This is a genomic window from Actinoplanes sp. NPDC051475 (genome assembly GCF_040689425.1).
Classification (GTDB): domain Bacteria; phylum Actinomycetota; class Actinomycetes; order Mycobacteriales; family Micromonosporaceae; genus Actinoplanes.
Map to the genome: position 1 here is coordinate 177,740 of NZ_JBFAZZ010000014.1, position 25,615 is coordinate 203,354.

General features: G+C 72.4%; 19 protein-coding genes. 13 read left to right on the forward strand and 6 right to left on the reverse strand.

Going from position 1 to position 25,615, the window contains the following annotated elements:
* The first annotated feature begins 35 nt into the window (after window positions 1–35).
* Window positions 36–848, forward strand: a complete 813-nt coding sequence (locus AB0368_RS27310; RefSeq protein ID WP_366156828.1) for an NAD(P)-dependent oxidoreductase — start codon at window positions 36–38, stop codon at window positions 846–848.
* A 1-nt stretch (window position 849) separates the two neighbouring features.
* Here the strand turns inward: AB0368_RS27310 and AB0368_RS27315 are convergent, their stop codons facing one another.
* Window positions 850–1,626 (reverse strand): IclR family transcriptional regulator, encoded by a 777-nt coding sequence (locus AB0368_RS27315; RefSeq protein ID WP_366156829.1) that lies wholly within the window; start codon window positions 1,624–1,626, stop codon window positions 850–852.
* A gap of 123 nt (window positions 1,627–1,749) precedes the next feature.
* Here AB0368_RS27315 and AB0368_RS27320 point away from each other — a divergent pair, with 123 nt between their 5' ends.
* The 10 genes from AB0368_RS27320 (at window position 1,750) to AB0368_RS27365 (ending at window position 11,673) form a co-directional block, all read left to right on the forward strand.
* A complete protein-coding gene (locus AB0368_RS27320) occupies window positions 1,750–3,078 on the forward strand; it encodes a sugar ABC transporter substrate-binding protein (RefSeq protein WP_366156830.1) in 1,329 nt (442 codons plus the stop codon).
* Entirely contained in the window at window positions 3,075–4,010 is a 936-nt protein-coding gene (locus AB0368_RS27325; protein WP_366156831.1) for a sugar ABC transporter permease, read from the forward strand. Before AB0368_RS27320 ends, AB0368_RS27325 begins: the two co-directional genes overlap by 4 nt.
* The gene (locus tag AB0368_RS27330; protein ID WP_366156832.1) at window positions 4,007–4,873 is read left to right on the forward strand and encodes a carbohydrate ABC transporter permease; all 867 of its coding nucleotides are present in this window, start codon (window positions 4,007–4,009) and stop codon (window positions 4,871–4,873) included. Before AB0368_RS27325 ends, AB0368_RS27330 begins: the two co-directional genes overlap by 4 nt.
* A gap of 32 nt (window positions 4,874–4,905) precedes the next feature.
* Window positions 4,906–5,856, forward strand: a complete 951-nt coding sequence (locus AB0368_RS27335; protein ID WP_366156833.1) for a 5-dehydro-4-deoxyglucarate dehydratase — start codon at window positions 4,906–4,908, stop codon at window positions 5,854–5,856.
* Window positions 5,853–7,127: a glucarate dehydratase family protein gene (locus AB0368_RS27340; RefSeq protein ID WP_366156834.1), complete on the forward strand. Its 1,275-nt coding sequence runs from the start codon at window positions 5,853–5,855 to the stop codon at window positions 7,125–7,127. Before AB0368_RS27335 ends, AB0368_RS27340 begins: the two co-directional genes overlap by 4 nt.
* Window positions 7,121–8,260, forward strand: a complete 1,140-nt coding sequence (locus tag AB0368_RS27345) for a hypothetical protein (protein WP_366156835.1) — start codon at window positions 7,121–7,123, stop codon at window positions 8,258–8,260. The genes AB0368_RS27340 and AB0368_RS27345 overlap by 7 nt, the downstream gene beginning before the upstream one ends.
* Before the next feature lies 1 nt (window position 8,261).
* On the forward strand, window positions 8,262–9,725 hold the full coding sequence (locus tag AB0368_RS27350; protein ID WP_366156836.1) for a glycosyl hydrolase family 79 C-terminal domain-containing protein: 1,464 nt from the start codon (window positions 8,262–8,264) through the stop codon (window positions 9,723–9,725).
* A 66-nt stretch (window positions 9,726–9,791) separates the two neighbouring features.
* On the forward strand, window positions 9,792–10,853 hold the full coding sequence (locus AB0368_RS27355) for a M14 family zinc carboxypeptidase (protein ID WP_366156837.1): 1,062 nt from the start codon (window positions 9,792–9,794) through the stop codon (window positions 10,851–10,853).
* Window positions 10,854–10,891: 38 nt separating this feature from the next.
* Window positions 10,892–11,200, forward strand: coding sequence for a hypothetical protein (locus AB0368_RS27360; protein ID WP_366156838.1), 309 nt, complete (start codon window positions 10,892–10,894; stop codon window positions 11,198–11,200).
* 257 nt (window positions 11,201–11,457) lie between these two features.
* Window positions 11,458–11,673: a hypothetical protein gene (locus AB0368_RS27365; protein WP_366156839.1), complete on the forward strand. Its 216-nt coding sequence runs from the start codon at window positions 11,458–11,460 to the stop codon at window positions 11,671–11,673.
* 21 nt (window positions 11,674–11,694) lie between these two features.
* Here AB0368_RS27365 and AB0368_RS27370 read toward each other — a convergent pair whose 3' ends face one another.
* The 4 genes from AB0368_RS27370 to AB0368_RS27385 form a co-directional block, all read right to left on the reverse strand.
* The gene (locus AB0368_RS27370) at window positions 11,695–12,480 is read right to left on the reverse strand and encodes a hypothetical protein (protein WP_366156840.1); all 786 of its coding nucleotides are present in this window, start codon (window positions 12,478–12,480) and stop codon (window positions 11,695–11,697) included.
* A gap of 131 nt (window positions 12,481–12,611) precedes the next feature.
* On the reverse strand, window positions 12,612–18,170 hold the full coding sequence (locus AB0368_RS27375) for a peroxidase family protein (RefSeq protein WP_366156841.1): 5,559 nt from the start codon (window positions 18,168–18,170) through the stop codon (window positions 12,612–12,614).
* A 144-nt stretch (window positions 18,171–18,314) separates the two neighbouring features.
* Window positions 18,315–19,103, reverse strand: coding sequence for a hypothetical protein (locus AB0368_RS27380; RefSeq protein WP_366156842.1), 789 nt, complete (start codon window positions 19,101–19,103; stop codon window positions 18,315–18,317).
* Window positions 19,103–20,773, reverse strand: a complete 1,671-nt coding sequence (locus tag AB0368_RS27385; protein WP_366156843.1) for a multicopper oxidase domain-containing protein — start codon at window positions 20,771–20,773, stop codon at window positions 19,103–19,105. The genes AB0368_RS27380 and AB0368_RS27385 overlap by 1 nt, the downstream gene beginning before the upstream one ends.
* 196 nt (window positions 20,774–20,969) lie before the next feature.
* Here AB0368_RS27385 and AB0368_RS27390 point away from each other — a divergent pair, with 196 nt between their 5' ends.
* Window positions 20,970–22,709 carry a BTAD domain-containing putative transcriptional regulator gene (locus AB0368_RS27390; protein WP_366156844.1) on the forward strand — a complete coding sequence of 580 codons (1,740 nt, stop codon included), beginning with the start codon at window positions 20,970–20,972 and terminating at the stop codon, window positions 22,707–22,709.
* Window positions 22,710–22,759: 50 nt separating this feature from the next.
* On the opposite strand, the gene AB0368_RS27395 is transcribed toward AB0368_RS27390, so the two are convergent.
* Window positions 22,760–24,880, reverse strand: coding sequence for a hypothetical protein (locus AB0368_RS27395; protein WP_366156845.1), 2,121 nt, complete (start codon window positions 24,878–24,880; stop codon window positions 22,760–22,762).
* Between the two features lie 122 nt (window positions 24,881–25,002).
* On the opposite strand from AB0368_RS27395, the gene AB0368_RS27400 reads away from it, so the two are divergent.
* Window positions 25,003–25,608: a helix-turn-helix domain-containing protein gene (locus AB0368_RS27400; RefSeq protein ID WP_366156846.1), complete on the forward strand. Its 606-nt coding sequence runs from the start codon at window positions 25,003–25,005 to the stop codon at window positions 25,606–25,608.
* The last annotated feature ends 7 nt before the right edge of the window (window positions 25,609–25,615 follow it).

The window sequence follows — 25,615 nt, forward strand, 5'->3', positions numbered from 1 at the left end:
ATCGATCAATAGCCATCCCTGAAGTGAGGCGAACGATGCGCATCCTGATGACCGGAAGCTCCGGCAAGGTGGGCACGCTCCTGCGGACCCGGCTGGCCCGCCCGGGCCGCGTCCTGCGCCTGCTGGACGTGCGCAAGCCGGAGGACCTGCCCGGTACCGGGCCCGAGGAGAGCGTCACCGCCTCGATCGACGACCTCGGCGCCGTCGTCGCGGCCTGCGCGGACGTGGACGCGATCCTGCACTTCGGCGGGCAGAGCCGCGAGGCCGGTGCCGAGGAGGTGCTACGCCTCAACGCGTACGGCACGTATTGCGTGCTCGAGGCGGCTCGCCGCACCGGCGTGCGCCGGGTCGTGCTCGCCTCGTCGAACCACGTGGCCGGATTCCACGACTTGAACGAGCATCCCGACGAGGTGCCGGCCGATGTGCCCGCGCGTCCGGACACGCTCTACGGCTGGAGCAAGGCCGCGGTCGAGGCGGCCGGGAGCCTCTACCACGACCGCTACGGCATCGACGTGGTCTGCCTGCGGATCGGCATGTGCGCCCCGGAGCCGCCGGGGCTGCGCGGGCTCGCCATGTGGCTGTCGCCGGACGACTGCGCGCGGCTGGTCGAGGCGGCGCTCAGCACGCCCGGGCCCGGCTTCCGGCAGGTGTGGGGCATCAGCCGCAACACCCGCCGATGGCTGTCCCTGCGCGCAGGCGAGGAGATCGGCTACCTGCCGCAGGACGACGCCGAGCAGTACGCGGACAAGCTCGTGGCCGAGTCCGGCGAGCCGGACTTCGCGGGCGACCCGACCCTGTACCGGATCGGCGGCTTCTGGTGCGACACCCCGATCGGCGTACCGATGTGAGTCAGCGGATGCCCTCGCGGCGCAGGGTGGCCGCGAGGGCCTGGGTGCGGGCGGTGAGGGCGGCGGTGACCCGCTTGAGCTCGGCACCCTTGGCGAGCCGGGCCGGCATCGAGCACGAGATCGCGTCCGTGGCGGGGATGCGGTAGTCCACAGTGGCCGCCAGGCACGCCACACCCTCGGTGCCCTGCTCGCGTTCGAAGGCCCAGCGGCGCTGCCGGACCGCGTCCAGCTCGGTCAGCAGCGCGTCGAGGTCGGTGATGGTGTGCGGGGTGTAGCTCTCCAGCGTGCTCGGCAGCAGCGCCTTCACCTCGTCGGTGGTCAGGTCGGCGAGCAGCGCCTGGCCGAGGGCGGTCATGTGGGCCGGAAGGCGGCGACCGACCCGCGACACGACGTGCACGGAGTCCCGCGATTCCCGGCTCGCCAGGTAGAGCACGTGGGCCTCGTCGCGGCGGGCGTAGTGGATCGTGTAGCCGAGTTCGGCGCGCAGGTCCTCGAGCGCCTCGTAGGCGTACATCAGGGCGGGGTCGCGGTCCAGATAGGCCGTACCCGACAGCAGTGCGTGCGGGCCAACCCCGAAGGCCGAGCCGCCGTCGTCGGTCTCCACCCACTTGAGCTCGCGCAGCGTGCGGACCAGCGCGTGCAGGCTGGAACGCGGATATCCGGTGCGCTCCTGCAGCTGCGACAGGGTCAGCCGGGTCGGCGAGGCGGCCAGCGTCTCGAGGATCCTCACGGTGCGCTCGGCCGACTTGACCGGCGAGAGATCGCCTGCCTCTGGCATGGATTCCAGCCTCCGCCCGACTGATGGCCACTGTTGACCGCCATGCTACCGGACGCTAACTTGACGGTGATTCGTAATCACATCCACGAATGTCATCCACATACATGGACAGGAGGCAGAAGCGTGCCGGACCGCACCGCTCTCCGCCGCGTCGGCGCTCTGCTCGCCCTCACCCTCGTCGCCGGCACCGTCACCGCTTGCGGCGGCGACGGCACCGAGCAGGACCCGAAGGCGGCTCTGCAGATCTGGATCCGCAAGCCGCCGGGTTCCGCGACCGAGCAGACCACCAAGGACCTGGCCGCCCGGTTCACCTCGGCCAGCGGCGTACCCACCCGGGTCACCGCGCTGTTCGAGGACTTCGAGACGAAGCTGCAGCAGGCGGCCGCCCAGAAGCAGCTCCCCGACATCGTCATCAACGACACCGCCCAGCTCGGCACCCTCGTCAAGCAGGGCCTGGTCCGCGAGGTCGACCCCGGCATCGCCGGCGGTGCCGACCTCACCCCGATCTCCTGGGACGCCGCGAAGGGTGCCGACGGTAAGCACTACGCGGTGCCCTTCTCCGCACAGTCCTTCGCCTTGTTCATCCGCAAGGACTGGCGCGAAAAGGTGGGCGCGCCGGTGCCGGCGTCCTGGGACCAGCTCGAGGAGCTCGGCCGCAAGTTCACCACCGGCGACCCGGACGGCAACGGCAAGGCCGACACGTACGGCTTCGTCGTCCCCGGCTCCACCAAGCGGGGCTACACGTCCTGGTACGCCACCAGCTTCCTCTGGTCGGCCGGCGGCGACTTCCTCACCGCCACCGGCGGCAAATACACGGCCGCGGTGAACAGCCCGCAGTCGGTCGCGGCGATCGACTACCTCAAGAAGCAGTTCTGCACCGACAAGACCGTCGTCCCGGGCGCCGTCACCCTCGAGACCACGCAGGCCCACCAGGTCTTCGAGAGCGGCAAGGGCGGCATCTACTTCACCGGTCCGTACACCATGGCCCGCTTCGACAAGAGCCTCGGCAAGGACAAGTACGAGGTCGTTCCCCTGCCCGCGGGCCCGGGCGGCAAGGCCGTGTCGCTGGCCGAGGGCGAGAACCTGTACCTGATGGCCGGCTCGGCCAACAAGGACGGTCAACGCAGGTTCGCCGAGTACGCGATCTCCCCCGAGGGCCAGGCGCTGGGCATGGCCGGCGACACCGACGGCAACATCGTGCGCCTGCCGGTGAACGCCAAGGTGCAGCTCGCCTCCGTCCGCAAGGACACCCGCTGGAAGACGTTCGAGGACATCTACAAGGAGGCGGGCCGCTACACGCCGGCCGTACCGGACTGGACGCCGCTGCGCCAGGCCGCGGCCGACTCCTTCAACGGGATCTTCGCCGACTGCGCCGGCGACACCCGGTCCGCTTTGGACAAGCTCGCCCGGACGCTCGACGACGAGCTGACCAAGCAAGAGGTCAAGGGGTGACCACCCTGATCCCGGCGCCGGCCCGACCGGAGGCCCCGGCCTCCGGCGGGCCGGCGCGCCCCCGGCGCCGGCGCCGGTTCCCGGTGCTGCCCTGGCTGTTCCTGCTCCCCGCCCTGATCCTGTTCACCCTCTTCAAGTTCGTCCCGATGGCCCGGGCCGTCGACATGAGCTTCCACGACGTACGGCCGTACCTCGGCGACCGGTGGGCCGGCGCGGACAACTACGGCACCATCGTCACCGACACGGCGTTCCGGGACGCCGTCTGGCACACGGTGATCCTCGCCGTCGGACAGACCGGCGGCTCGCTGATCGTCGGGCTGGTGCTGGCCCTGCTGCTCGAGGGCACCGCCCGGCACCTGTGGTTCGTACGGACCGCGGTCTTCCTGCCCACGGTGGCCGCCATGGCAGTGGTCGCCGAGGTCTGGCGGGTGCTCTACTACCCCGCGCCCGAGGGGCTGCTGAACTCGGTGCTCGGCCTGCTCGGCGCCGGCCCCTCCGCGTTCCTCAACAGCGAGGACACGTCGCTGTGGTCCGTGATGGCGGTCGGGATCTGGCGCGGGGCGCCGTACGACATGATGATCTTCCTCGCCGGTCTCGCCGGCGTCGACCGCGCGCTGTACGAGGCCGCCGGCGCCGACGGTGCCGGGCCGCTGCGGCGGCTGTGGCACGTCACGCTGCCCGCGCTCCGGCCGGTCCTCGTCATCCTGCTGACCCTCGCCGCCATCCGCGGCCTGCGGGTCTTCACCGAGATCTTCCTGCTCACCAACGGCGGGCCGAACGGCTCCACGGAGGTGCTCATGACCCTCATCTACAAGCTCGGGCTGGAACGCAACGAACTCGGCGTCGCCGCGGCCGGCTCCATGGTGCTGCTCGGCGCCAGCGTGATCCTCACCCTCGCGGTCCAGGCCGCCCGCGGCAGGGGTACGCGATGAGCTCCCGGTTCGACTCGGCGCTCGGTTTCAGCAGCCTGCGCGGGCCGCTCGCGCGCGTGGTCCAGGTGCTGCTGTACGCGGTCCTGGTGATGATCTTCGCGGGTCCCCTCCTCGCGATCCTGATCGGCGCCTTCAGCCCGGTGGCCGACCCGAGCCGGCTGACCCTGTGGCCCCGGGAGCTGACCCTCGGCAACTTCACCGCCGCCGTCGACCGCGGCGTGCTCGGCTACCTGCTCAACTCCTTCATCGTGGTGGGGTTCGGCCTGCTGCTGCAGATCCTGGTCAGCGTCTCCGCCGCGTACGCCCTGGCCCGGCACCGGTTCCCCGGCATGCGGCTGGTGACGCTGCTGATCCTGTCCACGATGATGCTGCCCGAGGAGGTTCTGGCGATCCCGCTGTCGCTGGTGCTGGCGGACGTGCCGGTCGTCCACGTCAACCTCATCGGCTCCCTGGCCGGAATGATCATCCCGGTCGCCGCCTGGGCCTTCTCGATCCTCGTGATGACCGAGTTCATGAAGGAGATCCCGCTCGAGCTCGAGGAGGCGGCCCGCCTCGACGGCGCCGGCGACCTGCGAATCCTGGTGACCGTGGTGCTGCCGCTGTGCCGCCCGGCGCTCGGCGTGATCGGCATCTTCGGCTTCACCATGATCTGGGACCAGTACATGCTCCCGCTGCTGGTGGCCCGCGACGCCGCCCAGTTCACCCTGCCGCTGGCCCTGCGCACGCTGCGTACCGACGAACAGACCGGCCTCGGCGTCCTGCTCGCCGCCTCACTGCTCGCCCTGCTGCCGTCGGTGCTCGCCTTCCTGGCGCTGCAGCGGCAGTTCCTGAAGGGCCTCACCTCCGGTGCCGTCAAGGGCTGACGCCCGCCCCTGCGAACAGATCAAGGATGCCCATGCGCCTGCACGGCCTGCTCTCGTTCCCGCTCACCCCGTTCACCGCCGGTGACACCGTCGACGCCGGCGTGCTCGCCGAGCACGTCGGCCGGCAGATCGCGGCCGGGCCCGCGGCCCTTTTCGTGGCCTGCGGCACCGGCGAGTTCACCGCGCTCGGCATGGACGAGTACCGCACCGTCGTCCGGACCGCCGTACGCGAGGCGGGCGGCCGGCTGCCCGTGTTCGCCGGCGCCGGCGGAGGTCCGCGGGCGGCCCGCGAGTTCGCCCTCGCCGCCCGGGAGGCCGGCGCGGACGGGTTGCTGCTGCTGCCGCCGTACCTGGTCGCCGCCCCACCGGCCGGGCTGGTGCGGCACATCGCGTACGTGGCCGCGGCCACCGCGCTGCCCATGGTGGTCTACCAGCGGGCTAACGCCGTCCTCGACCCGGCCGCCGCGGTCGCGCTGCTGGACGTGCCCACGGTGCTCGGGATCAAGGACGGGCGCGGCGACGTCGACGCGATGACCCGGCTGGTCACCACGGTGCGGGCCAGCGGCCACCCACGCGCCGGGGAGATGGTGTTCCTCAACGGGCTGCCCACCGCCGAGGTGACCGCCGTGGCCTACCGCGCGATCGGCGTGCCGAGCTACTCGTCGGCCGCGCTGAGCTTCGTACCCGACCTCGCCGTGGCCTTCCACCAGGCCGTCGAGCGCGGCGACGAGGCGGCCTGCCGCACCCTGCTCAGCGAGTTCTTCCTCCCGCTGGTGGCCCTGCGCGAGCAGGTTCCCGGGTACGCGGTCGCGCTGCCCAAGGCCGGCGCCCGGCTGGGCGGCCTCGCCGTCGGAGCCGTCCGGCCACCGCTGGTCGACCTCTCCGCCGAGCACACCGAGCAGCTGGCCGCCCTGATCCGCGACGGCCGGGCGGCGCTGCGGCGGCTGCGAACCGCGCCGGTCACCCCGGGGGTCGCGGCATGAGCGAACGGGCCGTCCTCGGCGTCACCGGGGTCACCATCACCCCGATCGCCTTCCCCGATCCCCCGCTGCTGAACGCGGCCGGCATCCACCAGCCCTGGGCGCTGCGGGCCGTCGTCGAGGTCCGCGCCGCCGACGGCTCGGTCGGCCTCGGCGAGACCTACGGCGACGCCCCGCACCTGGCCCTGCTCGAACGGGTCGCGCCGCTGCTCGACGGCCTCGACGTGTTCGACCTCAATGGACTGCGCGCCCGCGCCGAGGCCGTTCTCGGCGGCGCCGACGCACCCGACCGGCACGGGCTCACCGGCGCGTCCAGCGCCGGAAAGACGGTGGCGCGGGTCGTGTCGCCGTTCGAGGTGGCGCTGCTGGACCTGCAGGGCCGGTGCACCGGGCGCCCGGTGCACGACCTGCTCGGCGGCCGGGTCCGCGACCGGGTCCCGTTCGCCGGATACCTGTTCTACAAGTGGGCCGGGCACCCCGGCGCACCCGAGGACGAGTACGCCGAGGCGCTCGACCCGGACGGCATCGTGCGCCAGGCCCGCCGGCTGATCGACCGGTACGGCTTCGGGTCGCTCAAGCTCAAGGGCGGCGTGTTCCCCCCGGACGAGGAGATCGCCGCGATCGAGGCGCTGCGCGACGCCTTCCCCGGGCACCCGCTGCGGCTCGACCCCAACTGTGCGTGGAGCGTCGAGACCTCCCTGCGGGTCGCGGGCAAGACCGACGGCCTGCTGGAGTACCTGGAGGATCCGACGCCCGGCCTGGCCGGGATGGCCGAGGTGGCCGAGGAGGCGCCGATGCCGCTGGCCACCAACATGTGCGTGGTGCAGATGGCAGACCTGCCCGAGGCCGTACGCCGCGGGTCGGTGCAGATCGTCCTCGCCGACCACCACTACTGGGGCGGGCTCACGGAGTCGGCGCACCTGGCCGCCGTCTGCCGTACGTGGGGACTCGGCCTGTCCATGCACTCCAACAGCCATCTCGGGATCAGCCTCGCCGCCATGGTCCACCTGGGCGCCGCGACGCCTGACCTGACCTACGCCGCGGACACCCACACGCCGTGGCAGCTCGGCGTGGACGTCGTCGCCGAGCCGCTGGCGATCGCGGGCGGGGCGGTGGCCGTACCGGACGGGCCCGGTCTCGGCGTGACCCTGGACCGGGCGGCGCTGGCCCGGATGCACGCCGACTATCTGGCATGCGGCATCCGCGAGCGCGACGACACCGGCTACTTCCAGCGGTTCGAGCCGTCGTACGCGAGGCGGCGGCCGCGATGGTGACGGCAGCGGGTCACGCGTACCCGTGGGACGTGCTGGGCGACCCGGACTTCCCCGGCCGGGTCGCCGAAGCGGGCCTGGACACGGTGACGCTCGCGGCGACGTATCACAGCACCCGGGCCGCGACACCGCTGCATCCGGCACGCCGGCTCGTGGACGCCCGGCACGCGGCGCTCTACCGCCCGGTGCGCGAGGCGGCCTGGGCCGGGCACCGCCTGCGCCCGGCGGCGCCGGACTGGGTGGCCGAGCCGGACGCGTTCGGCGCCGCGGCGGCCCTGCTGCGCGAGGCCGGCCTGCGGGTCACCGCGTGGATCGTGCTGACCCACGACACCCGGCTCGGCCGGCGGCACCCGGACGTCGCGGTGGTCAACTGCTTCGGCGAGCCCTGTCCGTACGCCCTGTGCCCCGCCCACGCCGACGTCCGCCGGTACGCGTCGACCCTGACCGCCGAGGCGCTGCGCGGCGCGGCGGTGGACGCCGTCTCCCTGGAGGCGTGCGGCCAGCTGGGGGTCGATCACCTCGGGCATCACGAGAAGACGGCCGGGGCCTTCACCGCGTACGAGAGAAGGCTCCTGTCCGTCTGCTGTTGCACCGCCTGCCGCGCGGCCTGGCGCCGAGCCGGCGCGGACGACGACGGCATGGTGGGCGCGCTGCGGGCGGCGCTGAGCGGTGGTGCCCCGCTCGACGAGGAGCGGTCGGCGCTGATCCTGGCGACCCGCCACGCGCACACGGACGCGTTGCGCGCGGAGGTGCTCGCCGCCGTGCACCTCGCCGCACCCGCAGCCCCGATCGTGCTGCACGCCAGCCCGGATCCGTGGGCCACGGGCCCGTCGCCCGGCCTGACCGCGACGGCCGCCGGCGACGTCGACGCCCTCCTGGTGCCGGCATGGCCCGCCCACGAGGCCACCGCCGCCCTCGTCGCCGCCGCGGCATCGCACGGCCGGCCGGTGGACGCCTACGTGACCGTGTTGTCCGACGTGGACCGGAAAACGCTCGTCGCGCACGTACGCCGGCTGCGGGACGCCGGGGCCGACCGGTTCAGCCTCTACCACCTCGGACTGGCGCCGGCCGCACGGCAATCCCTCTTCGCCGACCTGCTGGCGGCGGTCCTTTCTCATCGTCCGATCGGAAGTTGACATGCGTTCCCTTCGCGCCGGCTGCGCCGCCGCAACCCTGGCAATGGTCGCCGCCCTCAGCTACGTGCCACCCGCAACCGCCGCCCCCGCCGAGGCGGGTGGTGCCACCGTCACCGTCGACCCGCGGCAGCCCGGCGGACGGCTGCCCGCCGACCTGGTCGGCCTCTCCTTCGAGATGCGCGAGCTGGGCATCGGCAACCTCGACGCCCGCCGCGGCACCATGGCACAGCTGCTGCGCACTCTCGGCCCGAGCAACATCCGGATCTCCGGCAACACCCTCGACCGCGACGGCATCTGGCTGCCGGCCGGTCAAGCGCTGCCCGACCCGCAGCCGGAGTGGCTGCAGCACGTCGTCACCCCGGCCGACATCGAGCGCCTCGACGGGTTCCTGCACGCCACCGGCTGGCGGGCCGAGGTCGGCATCAACCTCGCGCGCTGGGACCCGGTGGCGGCGGCGGACCAGGCCCGCGTCATGCGCAGGGTGCTCGGCCCCGGGCTGGTCGCCGCCGAGTGCGGCAACGAACCGGACCAGTGGGTCGGCAAGGGCTTCCGCCCCGCCGGCTACGGCTACGACGACTACCTGAAGGACTTCGAGGCGTGCGCCGCCGCGGTCGGCCCGCAGCTGCCCCTTGCCGGCCCGGACGCGGCCTCCCCCAGCACCACCTGGGCCGCCGGCCTCGCCCGCGACACCGGCGGCCGGCTCGGCACGATGATGCTGCACCAGTACGCGATGGACCCGACCGGCACCATGGAGCGCCTGCTGTCGCCCCAGACGTACGCGAGCCAGCTCCACTCGATCACCCCCAACCTCGACGCGGCCAGGGCGCTCGGCATCCCGCTGCGCGTCGACGAGACCAACTCGGCGTGGGGTGGCGGCATCGACGGCGTCAGCAACAGGCACGGCTCGGCACTCTGGGCCATGGACTACAGCCTGGAGCTGGGTCAGGCCGGGGTGGCCGGGCTCAACTTCCACGGCGGCCTCGGGGTCTGCGACGCCCCGATCTGGAACGGCAAGTGGCAGCTCTACACCCCGATCTGCGCCCCGGGCAAGGCGGCGGAACTGGCCCAGATCTACCGTGTCCAGCCGATCTACTACGGACTCTGGATGGCCCGCCAGGTGGGCCCCGGCCGCTTCCTGCCGGTCACCCTCACGACCGGACGCAACCTGACCGCGTACGCGGTGCAGGGCGACGACGGAAAGCTGCGGCTGGCCGTCATCAGCAAGGAGGACCCCTCGGCCGGACCGGTCCACGTGGACCTGTCCGTGGGCGGGGGCAACGGCGCCGCCCGCGTGCTGACCATGACCGGCGGCAGCCTGACCGGCGTCGACACGGCGGTGCAGGGCGCGCGGGTGGACAGCGCGGGCCGGCTCACGCCAGGCCGCGGTGACCGCGTCCCGGTGCGCTCGGGGAAGCTGTCGCTGGACCTGCCGGCCGGCTCGGCAGCCGTGATCACCGTCGGATAGGAGCGAGCACCGCCGTGCCCTAGGGTGGACCACAGCCATTCGTGGACATCGATCAAAGGGGATCCGATGAAGTCGAGGCTGTTCGCGGTCGCCGGTGCCGTTCTCCTGGCAGCCGCATTCGCCGCACCACCCGGGGCGGCCGCCGCGCCGGCCGCCCCGCAGGCACCGTCCACCGCCCGGCTCGCCGCCGGTGTGCCCGCCGGCCTCATCCCGGACCGGCCCACCCCTGAGGACGTCGGCCGCGCCCTGGCTCGCGTGGCCCGGGCCGGCGACGGACGGGTCCGCCTCGGCGTCGCCGGCCGCAGCAACGAGCACCGCCCGCTGCGGCTGGCGACCGTCGGCACCGGACCGGCCCGGCTGCTCTACGTCACGCAGCAGCACGGCGACGAGCCGCTGGGCACCCCCGCCGCCGTACGGGCCCTGTGGGCGCTGGGCGTGCCCGACACCGCATGGCACCGGTGGCTGCGGTCCCGGGTGACCATCGACATCGTCGTCCAGGCCAACCCCGACGGCGCCGTGCGCAACCAGCGGTACAACCACGACCCCGGCGCCACCGGCGAGTACTCCGAACCCGGCGTCGGCTACGACATCAACCGCTTCCACAACCCGCTGACGCCGATCGAGGACAACCCCGTACCCGAGGCGCGGGCGATCCTGCGCCGGTGGCACGCCACCCACCCGCAGATCGTGGTGGACTATCACATGCAGGGCCGGTACATGCAGCCCGACGGCCGCGAGACCACGGCCTCCATCCTGTGGCCGACCAGCGCGCTCGCCGGGGATGCGGCGGTGACGCGGTCTCGGCAGCTCGCGGTCCGCAACCACGACGCGATGACGTATGTGGCCGGGGCAAACGTCAGCCGGTATCCCGGCGGTGACTACGAGGGCATCGCGCGCAACGCGTACGGGATCCTGGGAAGCGCTTCAATGCTCGTGGAGCTGTCCGCCCTGCCGGAGGAGCAGGTGGACTTCCAGATCCGCACCGCGTTCGTGTCGATGATCGCCACCGCCCAGGGCGCGGCGGACCGCACCATCTGGCGAACCGACCCCGAGCGCGCCGACAGCATCCCGGAGCGCGGGCCGGCACTGCCGGGGGCGAGCACGCTACGCCGCGCCGACGCCGCCTGACGAAGCGGCGAGCCGGCGTGATCGCTAGGCTCGCCGCCATGCCGTCGCATCTCAGCCCCGGGGCCTCGGGAGCACTCCGCCGCTTCGCCGGCTGGGTGGCGCGTGGCTCGGTCGGCCATCCCCTGCTGGAGGGCATCGACTACTGGAACGAGCTGAGGGAATCGCCGTCGCAGATGGAGATCTGCTTCGCCGTCTTCGCGAACGTCCTCGAGCTCGACGACCAGGGCGAGCCGGTCAACGAGAAGTACGCCGAGCGCCGCGCCGCGACCTGGCTCCACCAGTACTGCACCGGCAGGCTGCCGGACGGCGAGCCGGAGCTCGACGATTGGGAAGTCGCGCTCTACTAGGGGCCCACGATGGCGACGGAGGAACGGACGACGCGGATCCGGGAGGTTCGTGACCGGCTCGCCCGCGAAGGTCCTCCCTGGACACGGGAGTTCGAGCGGGACTTCGAAACGGTCACCCTGCCCGAGAGTGACTGCGATCTGCTCCGCGACCTGTTCGTCCGCGAGGGGGCCCGGACGGTCGTCGAGGTCGGGCTCGCGTACGGCAGCTCCGCCCTCGCCATCGCTACCTCCGCAAGATCGTACGGCCGGGTGGCCTCGTGGTTCTCGACGACGACTGGACGCCGTCGGTGCGGGCCGCGGCCCGCTACTACGAGCGCAACCTCGGCTGGACCGTGCTGCCCGACGCCTTCGCCGGGGGTACGGTCGCGGCCATCGGCGGCGACCCGGCGGCCGAGGCGGTGCCCCGCTGCCGGGCGCTGCGGCTCCCCGATCCCTCGTTCGAGCCGCCGTTCGAGGCCTTCCGCCCGTTCTGAGGCCCTTGAGCAGGTGAGGGGTTACGGGTGGGAAGTGACGACGGTGAGGGTCGCGTGGCCCAGGGAACCGTCCAGCGGCCAAGTGCGGACGGTGAACTCGCCGGCCTCCCGCAGAGGCCCGACGATGAAGTCGCCCGGCCCGAACGCCACACCGCGGTAGGCGACCGCGTCGCTCTGGGCCCGGTGCACCTCGATCCACAGGCCCGGGTTCGCGCCCGCCTCGCGGGTGGTCATGGCGAAGCCGGTGACGCGCAGGGCGACGAACTGGTCCGGCGTACCCGGGAAGGGCAGGTCCTTGTCCTGGCCGACCCGGTCGTAGTTCACCCCCCGGCCGGGGCCGTCGATCCGGGTCCTGCCCAGGAGCTGGCGCGAGGAGACGGCGGCCGCCACCCGCAGGGTCGACGTGGCCTGGATCGGCGCCAGCACCAGCGCGTACGTGCCGTCCCGCGTCAGGGTCGGCACCGGCACCCGGAACGTCGGCCGCACCTGGGGACTCTCCGCGCTGAAGACCGCCACGACGGCGCCGGTGGGGTCGAGGACCGTCGCCCGGCTCGCATAGCCTCGCCAGGTGCCGTCGTCGAGCGGGATGTAGAGGCCGATCGCCAGGTCCTGTCCGGTCCAGCCCTCGAAGGGGTAGCAGACGGCCTGCCCGGGTTCGGTGGTCACCGCGTACGCGGTCCCGCCGTCCACGGTCAGCGGGGCCCGGGCCTGGCAGTCGGTCCCGGTGGACGCTGCCGCGGGGGTGGCCGCGAAGGCCGCGGTCAGCGCGGCGACCGCGATCGCGGCAATGATCCGGATTCTTCTCATGTCTCCACCCTCTTCGGTGCGGCAGCCACCGGCCAGGGATGTCGATGAGTCTTCATAGGACGTTGTCAAGCGTTGAGAACGAGAAATCCGGCGGTGCCGCAGGTGCGGCGCCGCCGGATCTCGTCATGGAATCACCGGACCTTGGGGGTCACCGTCCGTCCCGTGCCCGCGCCGGCCGCGTTGACGGCCTGGACGGTGCAGCGGTAGCGGGAGTTCGCCGCCCCGGTGAAGGTGAAGGACCGGGCCTTGCCGGACACCGTCGTCACGATCGGCGCGCCGCGCCGGGTGCCGTCGGCGTTCAGCCGCTGGCGGGTGATCCGGTACGCCGTGACCGACGCACCGCCCGTCGCGACCGGCGCCGTCCACCGCAGGGTCGCCGTCCGCGCTCCCCCGGACTTCCCGGAGGTGCCGGTGAGGCTCTTCGGGCTACCGGGAGCCGTCCGCGGCGTGACCGTGGCCGAGGTGCGCGAGAAGCCACCCGTACCGATCTCGTTCACGGCGCGCACCCGGAAGCGGTACGCCTTGCCGTTGGCCAGCCCGGTCACCGCCAGGACGGAGGCCGTGGCCGGCGCGGTCCGGATGCCGCCCACCTGGGTGCCGGACGTGGTGAGCACCTGCACCTGGTAGCGGACGATCGGCGAGCCGCCGTTGTCGGCCGGCGCGGTCCAGCGGACGATCGCGAGGCCCTTGCCGGCCGCCGTCGTGCCGATCGACGGGCTGCCCGGAGCGGTGCGGGTGCTCGGCGTACCCGGGGTGCCCGGCGTACCCGGGGTTCCGGGCGTGCCCGGGGTTCCGGGCGTGCCCGGGGTTCCGGGGGTGCCGGGGGTGCCCGAGTTCGTGCCGCCGGCGGGCGGGGTGGTGGTGGTGGTGGTGGTGGTGCCGCCCGGCGTGGTCGTCCCCGTACCGGTTCCCGGCACGACGCGGTTCGAGATCGCCGAGAATGCGCTGGCTCCGGCGGCGTTCACCGCGCGGACCCGGAAGGCGTACGCCGCACCGTTGGTCAGGTCCGGGAAGGTGAGGTCGGTGGCGTCTGCCGCGGCGACGTCCACACCCAGCACCGTGCCGGTCTCGTCCTCGAGCGCCTGCACCTCGTACCCGTAGACCGGGGTGCCGCCGTCGTTCAGCGGCGCCGACCAGTGGACCACCGCGGTGCCGTTGCCCGCCGTCGCGGTGCCGATCGCCGGGGCGTCCGGCGCCTTCGGGATGAACGGGTGCGGAACCGTCGTCGTCGGCGGGGTCACGACCGGAGCCGGGTCCGTCGTGCCCGGGGTGGTGACGACCGGCGCGGGCTGCTCGGGGGTGGTGGTGCCGCCCTCCGGGTTCTCGCCCTCCGGGTTCTCGCCCTCGGGGCCCTGCGCCGCGCCGGCGACCGGCGTGACCGGGTCCGAGGCCGCGGTGAACTCGCCCGGACCCTCAGCGGTGTCGGCGCGGATCCGGAAGGTGACCGGAACGCCGTTGGTCAGGTCGCGGACCACCAGGCTGCGGGCCGTGGCGGGCGCCTCGGTCAGCACCGTGCCGGTGCCGTCGGCACGCTCGATCGTGAAGCCGGTGATCGCCTCGCCGGCGGTGTTGGCCGGCAGCGTCCAGACGAGCGTGGCCTGCCCGTCGCCGGCGAAAGCGGAGATGCCCGCGAAGGCGACCGGCGCCGTGACCTCCACCGTACGGTCGGCGAACGCCAGCTTCTCGATGTTGCGCAGGGTGTCGGTGCCGTTCGGGCCGGACACCATCAGGGCGTCGCCGAAGGGCTCGACGGCGTACTGGTCGCTGGTGCCCGAGAAGACCGCCGTGTCCTGGCCCGCGGAGGGCGCCGTCAGGATCTCCCGTACCAGGAAGATGTTCCCGGGGTTGATCTTGCCGGCGAAGACGTCCGCCTGGAGCTCGGCCATGCTGCGGGCCGAGCGGATCTCCTTGCCGTCGGCGTCGCGGACGCTCAGGCGCACGCTCAGGTACCGGTCGCCGTCGATGATGTCGTTGCCGCCGCGGCCCTCGATCGTGTCGTCGCCGGCGCCGCCGAGCAGGATGTTGCCCTCGCCCCACACGTCGCCGTGCAGGTCACAGGGGCGTCCCGTCTGGTTCGCCACCGCGGTGGCCGGCGTGGGGAGGCTGGTGACGATCCGGTCCAGGCCGATGATCCGGGCGACGCCCGCGGCGTCGAGGGCGTCGCACCCGAGGAAGCCGCCTCCGCCGACCTGCGCCGGGATGAGGTCGTCGCCGCGCAGGACGTCGTCGCCCTTGCCGCCGGAGAGAGCCTCGACCTCGTTGTAGCGGTCGCGCACGCCCACCGCCAGGATGTCCAGCGGGATGAGCGGCAGGTCCAGGTCGGAGTTGATCGGCTGGTCGTCGCCACCCTGCTCGGCGCTCGACCCGATGGACCAGTCGTAGCCGGAGCCGCCGGCGTTCTTCTCGACGCCGGGGCCCTGGACCCCGATGTCGTCGCCGCCCTCCATGTCGTAGTCGTCGTCGCCGCCCTGGCCGATGAGCACGTCGTTGCCGGGCTTGTTGGTGTCGTCGAGGAAGAACAGGCTGCCGCTGTCGCCCTGGAGCAGGTCCGGCGAGTTGCCGCCCTCCTCCCAGTCGTCACCCGAGTCGCCCCAGGTCGCGTCCTCGCCGTCGCCGGCGACGATGAAGTCGTCGCCCTCGCCGCCGAAGGTGCTGTTGGCGTTGGCGCCGCCGTTGGTGAAGTCCTTGCCGGAGCCGCCGTTGACGATGTCGAGGCCGGGGCCCCCGTCGAGGGCGTCGTCACCGTCGCCGCCCTTGGGCATGTCGTCGCCGCTGAGGTCGGTGATGATGTCGTCGCCCTCACCGCCGAGCGAGATGTCGTTGCCGCCGCCGCCCTCGATGACGTCGTCGCCCTCGTTGCCCCAGACCGTGTCGTTGTCGTTGCCGGCCGAGACGCGGTCGCGTCCCTCCGTACCGTTGTAGACGGACTGGCCGTTGATGCCGGACGGGTCGACGCTGTTGCGGGCGCGGTACTTGATGGTGCCGTCGGGCATGCGGATCAGCAGCGCCTGCTCGTCGCAGTCGGTGCCCGGGTCGTCGGCGACCCGGTTGCCGGAGGCCGTGAAGCCGTCCGCCGTGCCGGCCAGGTTGCCGAGCTGGAACTTGCAGTCCGCGGTGGCGAACACGTCGGCCTTCAGGGTGTGCGCCGAGGTGTTGCGCATGATCAGCTCGGCGAACGAGTTGCCCTCGAGCTGGGCGCGCAGGTTCATGCCGGGCGTACGGGCGAGGTAGTAGAGCCGGTCGCCGTTCTGCAGGTTGGTGAGCTGGGTCTCGAAGACGTAGTCGAACGTGCTGCCGAGCAGGCCGCCGAAGGGCTGGGTGGTCTCGGCCAGGCCGCCCACCCACAGGTCGACGTCGTCGAGGCCGGAGGTGGCGGTGGTCCAGGCGCCGCTGGCGTTCAGGAACGCGGACGCGTCGGCCGGTGCCACGTCGCCCGGCTGCGGGTCGACGATCGCGCGGGCTGCCGCCCGCTTGTCCGCCACGGTGCTCGCGGCACGGATCGAGGGGTGCCGGCCGTACGCGGCGACGAAGTTGATCAGCGACTCCGGGTGCTTGAGGTTCTCACCGAAGTCCACCCAGCTGCGGTACGGCGCCAGCCGGCCGTCGTTGGTGCGGTCGTAAACGTTGCGCCGCAGGTTGTTCAGCGACGGCACACCCTCGGAGCGACCACGGGCGATGTTGATGGCGGCGAGGTCCATCGGCAGGCCGAGGAGGTTGTTGCGCAGGGTGTCGGTCATGAACTCGTCGAGCTCGTTGCCGACCTGGTCCGACATGCCCATGACGACCTCGCCGGCCGCCTGCTCCGGGCCCATCGTGCCGCCGTTGGTGTACGCGGGCGGGTTGAGGAACCCGTCGAGCAGCGACATCGACTCGTCGGAGCCGTCCTCGGCGGTACGGGCGATCTTCTCGGTCAGCATGGAGTGGCCGAACCGGTAGACGGAGTGCGCGAACTCGGCGAAGACGGCCGGGTTGATCTCGCTCTGGGTGAAGGCGAACGGCTGGAACGGGTTGATCGCCGGCTGGATCTTGCGGGCGAACTCCTCGAAGACGAGGTGCTGGTACTCCATCTCGTCGACGAACCGCGCGGCCTGGAAGATCCGCTCGCCGTTCCAGTCCTCGCCGAGCTTCCACTCGGCGAGCGCCGGGCCGCCGTCCTCGGTGAGGACGCGCTCGATGTCGGCGACGAGGCGCTCGTGCTCGGAGTGGAAGATCTGGTGCACCGTGGTCAGGCCGATGTTCTCGTTGGAGCGGCCGTCGCCGGCGATGTAGTGCGCGTCCAGCATCTCGTCGTCGTACGTGCCGGCGGGCTGGCTCGCGAAGTCCGCGGAAGCGGTGAGGTCGTCGTCGCGACGGGGCGCGACCGGCGCGGTGGCCGGGTTGTGGTCGGTGTCGACCGGCGACGGGTCAGCGTTGTGCGCGATGTCGGTGAGGAACGGGGTGTCGAAGTACAGCGTCTTCGCCGGCACCGGCACCGGGTTCGCCCGGTCGCCCTCGACCAGGCCGGCCGCCGTCACGTACTGGGGCAGGCCGCGGGCCGGGCCCGGGACGAACTTGCCGTACGGGTCGGTGAGGATCGACGGCACGTTGAGCACGTCGGCGTCGGTGAGCGCCAGGCCCAGCAGGTCACGTGCCTGCTGCTTGGTCTCCGCCCAGGTGGGGAGGCCACCCGCGGCGCCCGACAGCAACCGGCCGGTGGAGACCGTACGCCCGCTCGGGTCCTCGGCGTACTCGCGCAGGAAGACTTGGTGCGCGGCGTGCGAGGTGTACGTCTGGGACAGATCGACGAACGGGGTGTCCGTGTTCCTGGCGTCCTGCACGTCGTCGGCGGTGCCCAGCTTGCCGTCCTTGCCCGGCTGGTTCGCGGCGCGGGTCAGGGCCATGAACCGCATCGACGGGGGCACGTAGCGCGCGTCTCCCGGCTTCGGGTCGTCGGCCGTACCCGGGACGCGGTCGGCGCCGGCGATCAGCGGGTCGTCGGCGCGCAGCGGGACGATCACGGTGCCGCCGCCCTTGACGGTCTGGTCGATGCCGTGGTCGAAGAACTGCCCGAAGAGCGTGAACCACGAGTTGTACGGGGCGCTGAGCCCGACGTCGGTGGTCACGTTGGGGATGAAGAGCGTCTGGCCGTCGACCGCGGGAGTCGCACCGCCGGCGTCCTGGCTGCGGACCGGGTTGCCGGCCGCCGCGACCGCCGCGGGGTTGGCCGCCGTCTGGTCGACGATCAGGTTGCTGATCAGGCGCGGCTGGGAGTCGACGACGGTGTTGTTCGCCTTCTTGTCCGCGTACGTGGTGGGGAAGGCGGGGCTGCCGGGGCCGAAGAGCCCGGCCGGGGCGTTTTCGGCCGCCTTGAAGTCCTTGCCGCCCAGCCGGGGGAAGAGCTGGTCGGCCGCGCCGTGCTTCTCCTGCCCGGCGACGAGGTTGTTGCAGGAGCCGTCGACGGTGCGCAGGCCCATCGACAGCAGCGGGCTGGGCAGCTGGTCGGGACCGCTGCCGAGCAGCGCCCCGCAGGGGCCGGTCTCGCTCGTCGTGGCCGCGGCGTGCGCCTCGGCGATCTTGATCTGCTTGAGGATGTACGCCAGGTCGGCGGGGGTGACGGTGAAGCCCTGACCGGCCGGCGCCGCGGCGGCCGGCGTGGCGATCAGGGTCGTGGCGAGCAGGGCGCCTACGGCGATGCTGAGGGGGAGCTTCATGGACGCGTTCTCCGGGGAGTCAGAGGAAGACCGCTTGATGGCCCCCATCCTGGAGATCGCCGGTGTGGTCGCCCTCACGTCCGCCTGAGCACACGCTGAAGCCGCCCCCGGAACACCGGAGGCGGCTTCAGCGCAAGCGGGAGGTCAGCCGTGGTGGCCGTGGCCACCCGCGGGTTCCGTCAGGTTCGGTACGCCCTGCGACAGGTCCACGCCCGGCCCAGGCAGGTTCGGCGAGACCGACACCCGGTCGGCGGCCACACCGGCGGCCCGCCCCAGCGCCTCGCGCACCGCGAGGACCTGGCCGTCGCTGAGGATGGCCCCGAAGTAGCGCACCGTCAGGCCCGACTCCTGCACCGTGGAGACGTAGTGGTTCAGCGAGTCCGACAGCATGCCCTCTCGGTCGGCCCGGTCCCTGACCTCGGCGGGCGACATGCCCGGGGCCGGGATGACCGCGAACGTGAGGTCGTGCACCAGCACCGGCTGGACCAGGTAGAACGCCACGGTCCGCGGCTGGTGATCGCGCATGAACGCCTCGGCGTCCGGCACCGGGGTGTTCTCCGGCAGCACGAAGGTCATCTCCGGCACCAGGTACTCGAGCATCTGCGGGCTGAAGACCGCGAACGTGGCCTCGGCGAGCTCGCCGACGCCGGCATCGCGCGCCGCCGCCCGCAGCTCCCGGGTGATCTGAGCGCGGTCCGCGCCCTTGGCGGGGTGGATGGCGATCGCCGCCCGCTCGCGCACCATCGCCCCGTCGAAGGTCGTGGTGGCGAGCTCGTCGCCGGCGTCGTCGGTGACCACCCCGGCGGGCTTGATGGCGGGGGCCGCACCGGCGAACCAGCCGCCCTGGCGGAGCACCACCGCCGCGCCGACCAGGATGAAGGCGACGAGCAGCACCCGCCACAGCCGGGTACGGATCGCCGTCGCGGCCGCCATCAGGTGCCCAGCGGGTAGCTGGGGGCGTACATGACCGGCTTCTCCGCCTCGGTGTCGGCGTACGCCGCGTCCGAGTGAATCGGATCGTTGACGTTGATGTCGCCGACCGCGAACTGGATCATCATGTCGTTGTCCTCGTGGACGAGGTTGTGACAGTGCGTCATGTAGCGGCCGCCCGCGTTGCCGTCGCCGGTGGTGAACTGCATGAGCGCGGTGACGGTCTCGTTCTCGCCCAGGTAGAAGACGTCCTTGCCGCCGCCCTCCCAGGCGTGCGCCTTGCCGTCCGGCGTGGTGTTACGGGCGATGATCTTGGCGTCGATGAGGTGGATGTGCAGCGGGTGGTACCAGCCGCCCGACTCGTTGACCAGGTCCCACATCTCGACGTCGTACGGCTGCGGGTTGGAGACCACCCGCTGGAAGTTCGTCTTCTCGACGTCGTCCCAGGTCTCTCCGTTGACCGTCCAGATGCCGTGCTTGCGCTCGAGCCGCAGGGTCCGGCGTACCTTGGCCATCTCCGGCTTCAGTTTGTGAACCTCGATCGCTCCGCGGTTCATGAACGGCTGCGGGCCGAGGTCGAGGGTCTTCGGGATCACATACGGATCCGGGCCGGCCGGGTCGGCGACCACCTCGAACTGCAGGACCTTGCCGGTGTTGGCGAAGTCGACGTTGTTCTTGTTGCTCAGGTTCCGCAGCTCGATCTTCTGTCCCGGCTTGTACTTCCGGAAGTCGATGAGGATCTCGTACCGCTCGGCCGGGGCGTGCCGGTAGGAGGGCACGGCGTTCACCTGCGGCGTCATGCCCGCGTCGTTGCCCACCACGTAGAGCGGGTCGCCCGTGCTCAGCGCGAACCGGTACGAGCGCGAGATGCTGGCCACCAGCATGCGGAACCGGTAGACCCGGGGCTTGACCCGCATCTTCGGCCACGGCACGCCGTTGGCCAGGATGACGTCGCCCATGAAGCCGGCGTTGGCCTCGCCGTCGAATGCCACCGAGCCGTCGGCGTTGAACGCCATGTCGTTGACGATCATCGGGACGTCGTACTCGCCCTGCGGGAGCTGCGCGCGCTCGTACTGGTCGCTCAGGTGGTACTGCGCCGCAAGCCCCGCGAACACGTTCTGCGCCGTGGTCATGTGGTTGTGGTCGTGGTACCAGAGCGTGCGGGCCTGCTGCCAGTTGGGGTACTTGTACGTCTTGCACTGCCCCGGGTACGTCTGGTCGTTCGCGTAGCCGTCGTACTGCGGCAGTGACGCCGACCCGTGCAGGTGGGTCACGGTGCTGAAGGGCTTGCCGTGCAGCGGGTTCACGGTCAGCTTGTTCGCGATGCGGACCTCCGAGCGGGTGCCCTGGGGGACCTTGATGGTCGGGCCGGGGAAGATCCCGTTGTAGCCGGCGATCGTCGTGGTCAGGCCGGGGAGGATGTTGGCCTGGCCGACGCACTGGGTCAGCCGGTAGCGGTGGAACGGGCCCTTCTCGTCGACGCCCTGCTCGGTCGGCATGAGCACCGGCGGGCGGCGGAACATGGCCGTGTACGGCGTGGGCATGTTCTTGGACGCCAGCCGGCTCGACTTCGCCACGACTTGCCCACCGGCCGCCGCGACGATCAGTCCTCCGCCACCGACCGCCAACGCGCCTTTGAGCAGGCCGCGCCGGCTCATGTTTCCTCGAGTCATCCGAACTCCCAGCGATATACGAGCAGGTGATGCAGGACCTTAGGAACGGGCTCTGAGGTGCACCGTTGGAAATCCTGGAGGCGGCGCTGGATCGACGGCCGTCCCTTCAGCCGGTACTCAGCGCCGAAGCCCGGCGGCCCGGAATCGTTCAGCTGCGACGTCCGCTGCCGATCTGAGCCCGGCGAGGAGGTGAGTGATGCGCGTCTGCGTGCTCGGACAGATGACGGTGACGGACGGCGACGGCGTGATCCTGCCCGCCGGCGAGCTGCCGCGCCGCGCCCGGCAGGTCCTGGCGGTCCTCGCCGCCCGCCACGACCGCATCCAGTCGAAGGACGCCCTCGCCGACGCGGTGTGGGGCACGAAGCTGCCCGGCAATCACGTGGCGGCCCTCGAGCACTACGTGTCGGTGATCCGGCGGCGCCTGCAGCCCACCGGCAACGCCGGGTCGTGGTTCATCGTGACCCGCAACAGCGGCTACCTCTTCGACACCAGCCGCGCCGGGCTCGACCTCGCCGAGCTGCGCGCCGCGATCCGCAGCCTGGACGAGCTGCCGCCGGACGGCCAGGAGCGCTTCGTCGCGCATGCCGGCATCCTCGACCTGGCCCGGCAGCTGCCGTTCCCGGAGGACCCGTACGCCGACTGGGCCGAGGCCGCCCGCGCCGAGGTGCAGTTCGCCGCCATCAACTCGCTGCTGGAACTCGCCAAGGCCGCGTTGTCCAGCGACCCCGCGCGCTCACTGCGCCTCGCCCTGGACGCGATCGAGATGAGCCCGTACCTGGAGTCCGGCTACGAGGCGGCGATGGCGGCCGCAGTGGCCATGGAGCGGCCGGACGAGGCGCTGCGCATCTTCGACCGCTGCCGTCGGGTGCTCGACGAGGAACTCGGTGTGCCGCCGTCGCCGGGCCTGGTCCGCCTGCAGCGCACGGTGCTGGCCGAGCGGCACGCCGTCGCGGCCGCCTCCGATCCCGAACCTGACCCGGAATCCGCACCGCGGAAGCCGGTGCTCCGGAGCGTGCCGGCCGCCGTACCCCAGGAGTCCTTCCTCGGCCGGACCACCCAGCTGACCATGCTCTTCGGCCCGGACGCGCCCCGGATCGTGCATGTCGTCGGGCCGGTCGGCGCGGGCAAGTCCGCCTTCCTGGCCGAGATCGCGCGGCACGCGCCCGGCCGGACCGGCATCGGCCACGGCGGCTCGTCGGCCGGTGTGCTGCGACTGGCCTGGCTGCGTGCCGCGCTGCTGGAGCTCGGCGCCGGCCCGGACGTGGTGGCGGTCGTCGACGCCGGCGCCGACCGGCCGCTGCGCCGCGACGAGCTGGAGCTGATCGGTACGGTCTTCGCCGGTCCCGAACCCGCGTTCCTGGCCGTGGACGACGCCGCCGATCTGGACCAGGCGGGCGTCGCCGAGCTGGCGTGGCTCAACCAGCACTGTCCCGCGCTGCGCATCGTGCTGACCTACTGCTATCCGTCCCAGATCGCCGGCCGCCCGCTGACGACCCTGAACACGCCCGTGGTGCTGCGCCTGGCCCCGCTGACGGCCGCCGAGCTGACGCCGCTGGGCGATCCCGCCCTGGCCGAGCGCACCGGCGGCATCCCGGCGCTGGTGGCGGTCGCCTCGCAGCCTGCGGAGATCACCCGCGCGGTGGCGATGCAGATCGCCCGCGAGCGGACCCGGTGGATGCCGGAGCTGGCCTGGGAGGTACTGCGGTCGTGCGCGGTGCTCGGCCCGCTGAGCACCGCCGACCTGGTGCCGATCACCGGCCGCACGGTGCCGGAGCTCCTCTCGTGCATCGACAGCCTCGTGCACGCCAACCTGCTCAGCGAGGGCGAGGAGGGCGAGGTACAACACCGCAGCTCGGTGATCCGCGACGCCATCGCCGAGCAGGTGTCCTCCGCCTCGAGTGCACACCTGCGCAAACAGCTGGCGGCGGCCTCCTGACTTCGGAGACCGCCGCCGTCTGCACGGCTACGCCGTGATCTGATGCTTCGTCAGTTCGTGATCGTGACGTTGACCAGCTGTCGCGCCCCGGCCGTCGTGACGATGCTGACCGTCCGGAAGGTTCCGGGCGGCGGGCCGGTCACCCGGAGGCTGAACGCCCCGGCCGCGTCCACCGCCTGCGGCGTGCCGATCACCCGGCCGTTCAGGTTGCTGCCGAGCACCACCGCGACCCGCTGTCCGGCGAGCACGTCGCTGGTGCCGGAGATCCGCCACTCGTTGCTGCCCGTGCGGTACCGGACCGTGATCCCCGAGAGGGTCTCGGGCTGCGGCCGTACGACCATCTCGTCGACGGCGATGCCGGCCGGGTTGCGCACGGTCAGCTCGAGCACCACCGGGTCGTTGTTGTAGACGTACGCCGCGTTCGGGCCGGGCACCGCGGGCAGCGCCTGCGCCGGGTAGGTGAACGTGGGACGGGCCGACGTCGCGCCGGACAGCGTCACGGCGGGGCCGGACACCTGACGCCACGAGTACGTCTCGACGGCCGCCGACCTCGAGCCGTCCAGCGCCACCGCCCGGCCCCGGACCACGGTCTGGTCCACGCCGGCGTCGGCGGTCGGAACAGCCGCCTGGGTGACGTCGATGGTGACCGCGACCGGGATCGCGGCACCGCCGGGTCCGGCCACGGCGAGGCTGAAGGTGTACGCGCCCGGCACGGTCGGCACGAACGTCGTCAGGGCCGTGGCCGGGTCGGCCAGGGTGACCTGCGGTCCGGCGGTCTGCGTCCACCGGTACGTGTCGATCTCACCGGCCGAGGCGCGGCCGTCGAGGCGCACGGTCTGCCCGATGATGGCCGGGGTGTCGGCCGTGGCCGCCGCGACCGGGGCGCCGGGCCGGAACGCGCGGCCGGTGCTGAGCAGGGACATGGTGGCCGAGCCGCCGGCGGCGGACGTGACCGTGACGGTGGCGGGCGGCGCCACGACGCCGGTGAACGGCGAGTTGGCGATCGGGCCGAACCCGGTGACCGTCAGCCGCGGGCGGGAGTTGCGGTCGCTCGAGGTGGCGTCGACGCTCAGGGTCTGCGCGTCGGCGTCGTAGTCCACGTCCTGGATCTGGACGACGTCCACCAGGGCCCGGGTCTTGTGGGTCGCCGGGTGGTCGCTGGCGTTGACGATCTCGATCGTGGCGCCCGCGGGCGGCGGGCTGGTGACCGGGAAGCGGCCGTAGTAGCGGCCGTTGGCGCCCCGCAGGCGGGTGCCGTGGAAGCCCAGCGCGGGATTGCCGACGATCTCGATGACCTTGTCCGGCTCGCTGGTGGCGAAGACCTCGACCACGCCGGTGCCGTCCGAGCCGACGCTGTAGGTCGCCTGGTCGATGTCCACGCCGGCGTTGGTGGCGTACCGGCCCTGCACGCTGAACACGTCGGTGAAGCCGACCTGGGACAGCACGGCGCCGGTGAGCGGGTCGAGCCGCTCGACCCGCACGAAGTTCGTGTTGTACGGGCTGCCCACCACCTTGTGGTCCTGACCCGGGTCGCCGGTGTATCCGGCCGGAGCCGCCGGGGCGACGGCCGGGTCCCACTTGAGGAACGGGCCGATCCGCGAGTTCAGGGCTCCGCCGAAGGCGCCGGGCGTGATGCCGACGTCCTCGGTCATGTTGACGCCCTTGTCGGTCGCGACGATGTCGTCGATGCCGTACGGGTGGACGATGCGGTAGCGCTCGCCCGCGGGCGCGTCGAACCGGATCCGGACCCGCCCGAACACCATCTGGTCGCCCTCGCGGACCTCGCCGGCGGCCCAGGCACCCTCGAGGTCGAGCCCGATCGTCGCGCGCACGCCGTTGTTCAGCGTCATGTCCGCGCCGGCGAGCTGGTAGAAGAACTCGTCGGGGAAGTTGTCCGGGTATGACACCGAAGCGTCCGGGTTCGGCAGCGTGTCGGGCAGCGCGGGACAAAGCGGATCGTCGAGCGTCACGCACGGTTCGAGGCGCACGTTGTTGCTGTCGCGGTACCACGCCGGAAAGCCGTGCTCGGCGATCGGACCGACCTGCACGAGCTTGCCGGCCCGGGGGGCGGCGGGCGTCACGACGGTGGCGGCCGCGGTGCCGGCTAGCGACGCGACGACCACCACGGCGGCGCCCAAAGCTACCGGCAGGCGAGCCAGTGTCTTCTTCATGGGACTCCTCAGCTGTCTCTGGAGGCCCACACCATGCCGACGGCGCCCGTGGTCCGGCTGAGGTCCGGCTGAGGTTCGCCGAGGGGTTGCGCTCGGGTAGCGGAATGATGTGTCATTCCGTTATGCCACGCACGGTCGACCCCGCCCGCCGAGACGCGATCCTCGACGCCGCCCACTCGGTCTTCGCCCGCAAGGGCTACGCCGCCGCGGGTATCGCCGACCTCGCCGGCGAGCTGGGGATCGGGCACGGCACCGTCTATCGCTACTTCGCCAACAAGCGGGATGTGGCGGCCGCGGTGCTCGACCGGGCGCTGGAGCGGATCGCCGCGGTGGTCGCCGCCGAGGACGCCGCCGCCAGCGCCACCCTCGGCGAGTACCGCGACCAGGTACGCCGGATCGGCCTGCGGCTGTACCGGCTCTTCGCCGAAGACCCGGCGCTGGCCCGGCTGGTCTTCACCGACCTGGCCGCCGTCGACGCCGAGCTGGGCGACCGGATCCTGGCCGCGCAGAACCTGTTCGCGGCCTATACCGCCGCCTACCTGACCAACGGCGTCGAGCGCGGCTTCCTCCGCGCCGGCCTGGACGTGGACACGCTGTCCCGGGTCATCAACGGGATCATCTTCGCGGGCGCCGCGGAGGTCGCCCGCAACCCCGGTCACGCCGAGCTGCGGGACCGGTGGATCGAGGCCGTCCTCACCCTCATGTTCGGCGGCCTCGCCCGCCGGTGACCCCCGG

Coding starts and splice junctions, on each gene's coding strand:
- AB0368_RS27395 (WP_366156845.1), bottom strand. CDS start 24,880: ATGAAGAAGACACTGGCTCGCCTGCCGGTAGCTTTGGGCGCCGCCGTG.
- AB0368_RS27380 (WP_366156842.1), bottom strand. CDS start 19,103: ATGGCGGCCGCGACGGCGATCCGTACCCGGCTGTGGCGGGTGCTGCTC.
- AB0368_RS27335 (WP_366156833.1), top strand. CDS start 4,906: ATGCGCCTGCACGGCCTGCTCTCGTTCCCGCTCACCCCGTTCACCGCC.
- AB0368_RS27390 (WP_366156844.1), top strand. CDS start 20,970: ATGCGCGTCTGCGTGCTCGGACAGATGACGGTGACGGACGGCGACGGC.
- AB0368_RS27340 (WP_366156834.1), top strand. CDS start 5,853: ATGAGCGAACGGGCCGTCCTCGGCGTCACCGGGGTCACCATCACCCCG.
- AB0368_RS27310 (WP_366156828.1), top strand. CDS start 36: ATGCGCATCCTGATGACCGGAAGCTCCGGCAAGGTGGGCACGCTCCTG.
- AB0368_RS27315 (WP_366156829.1), bottom strand. CDS start 1,626: ATGCCAGAGGCAGGCGATCTCTCGCCGGTCAAGTCGGCCGAGCGCACC.
- AB0368_RS27370 (WP_366156840.1), bottom strand. CDS start 12,480: ATGAGAAGAATCCGGATCATTGCCGCGATCGCGGTCGCCGCGCTGACC.
- AB0368_RS27330 (WP_366156832.1), top strand. CDS start 4,007: ATGAGCTCCCGGTTCGACTCGGCGCTCGGTTTCAGCAGCCTGCGCGGG.
- AB0368_RS27355 (WP_366156837.1), top strand. CDS start 9,792: ATGAAGTCGAGGCTGTTCGCGGTCGCCGGTGCCGTTCTCCTGGCAGCC.
- AB0368_RS27385 (WP_366156843.1), bottom strand. CDS start 20,773: ATGACTCGAGGAAACATGAGCCGGCGCGGCCTGCTCAAAGGCGCGTTG.
- AB0368_RS27400 (WP_366156846.1), top strand. CDS start 25,003: ATGCCACGCACGGTCGACCCCGCCCGCCGAGACGCGATCCTCGACGCC.
- AB0368_RS27360 (WP_366156838.1), top strand. CDS start 10,892: ATGCCGTCGCATCTCAGCCCCGGGGCCTCGGGAGCACTCCGCCGCTTC.
- AB0368_RS27375 (WP_366156841.1), bottom strand. CDS start 18,170: ATGAAGCTCCCCCTCAGCATCGCCGTAGGCGCCCTGCTCGCCACGACC.
- AB0368_RS27345 (WP_366156835.1), top strand. CDS start 7,121: ATGGTGACGGCAGCGGGTCACGCGTACCCGTGGGACGTGCTGGGCGAC.
- AB0368_RS27350 (WP_366156836.1), top strand. CDS start 8,262: ATGCGTTCCCTTCGCGCCGGCTGCGCCGCCGCAACCCTGGCAATGGTC.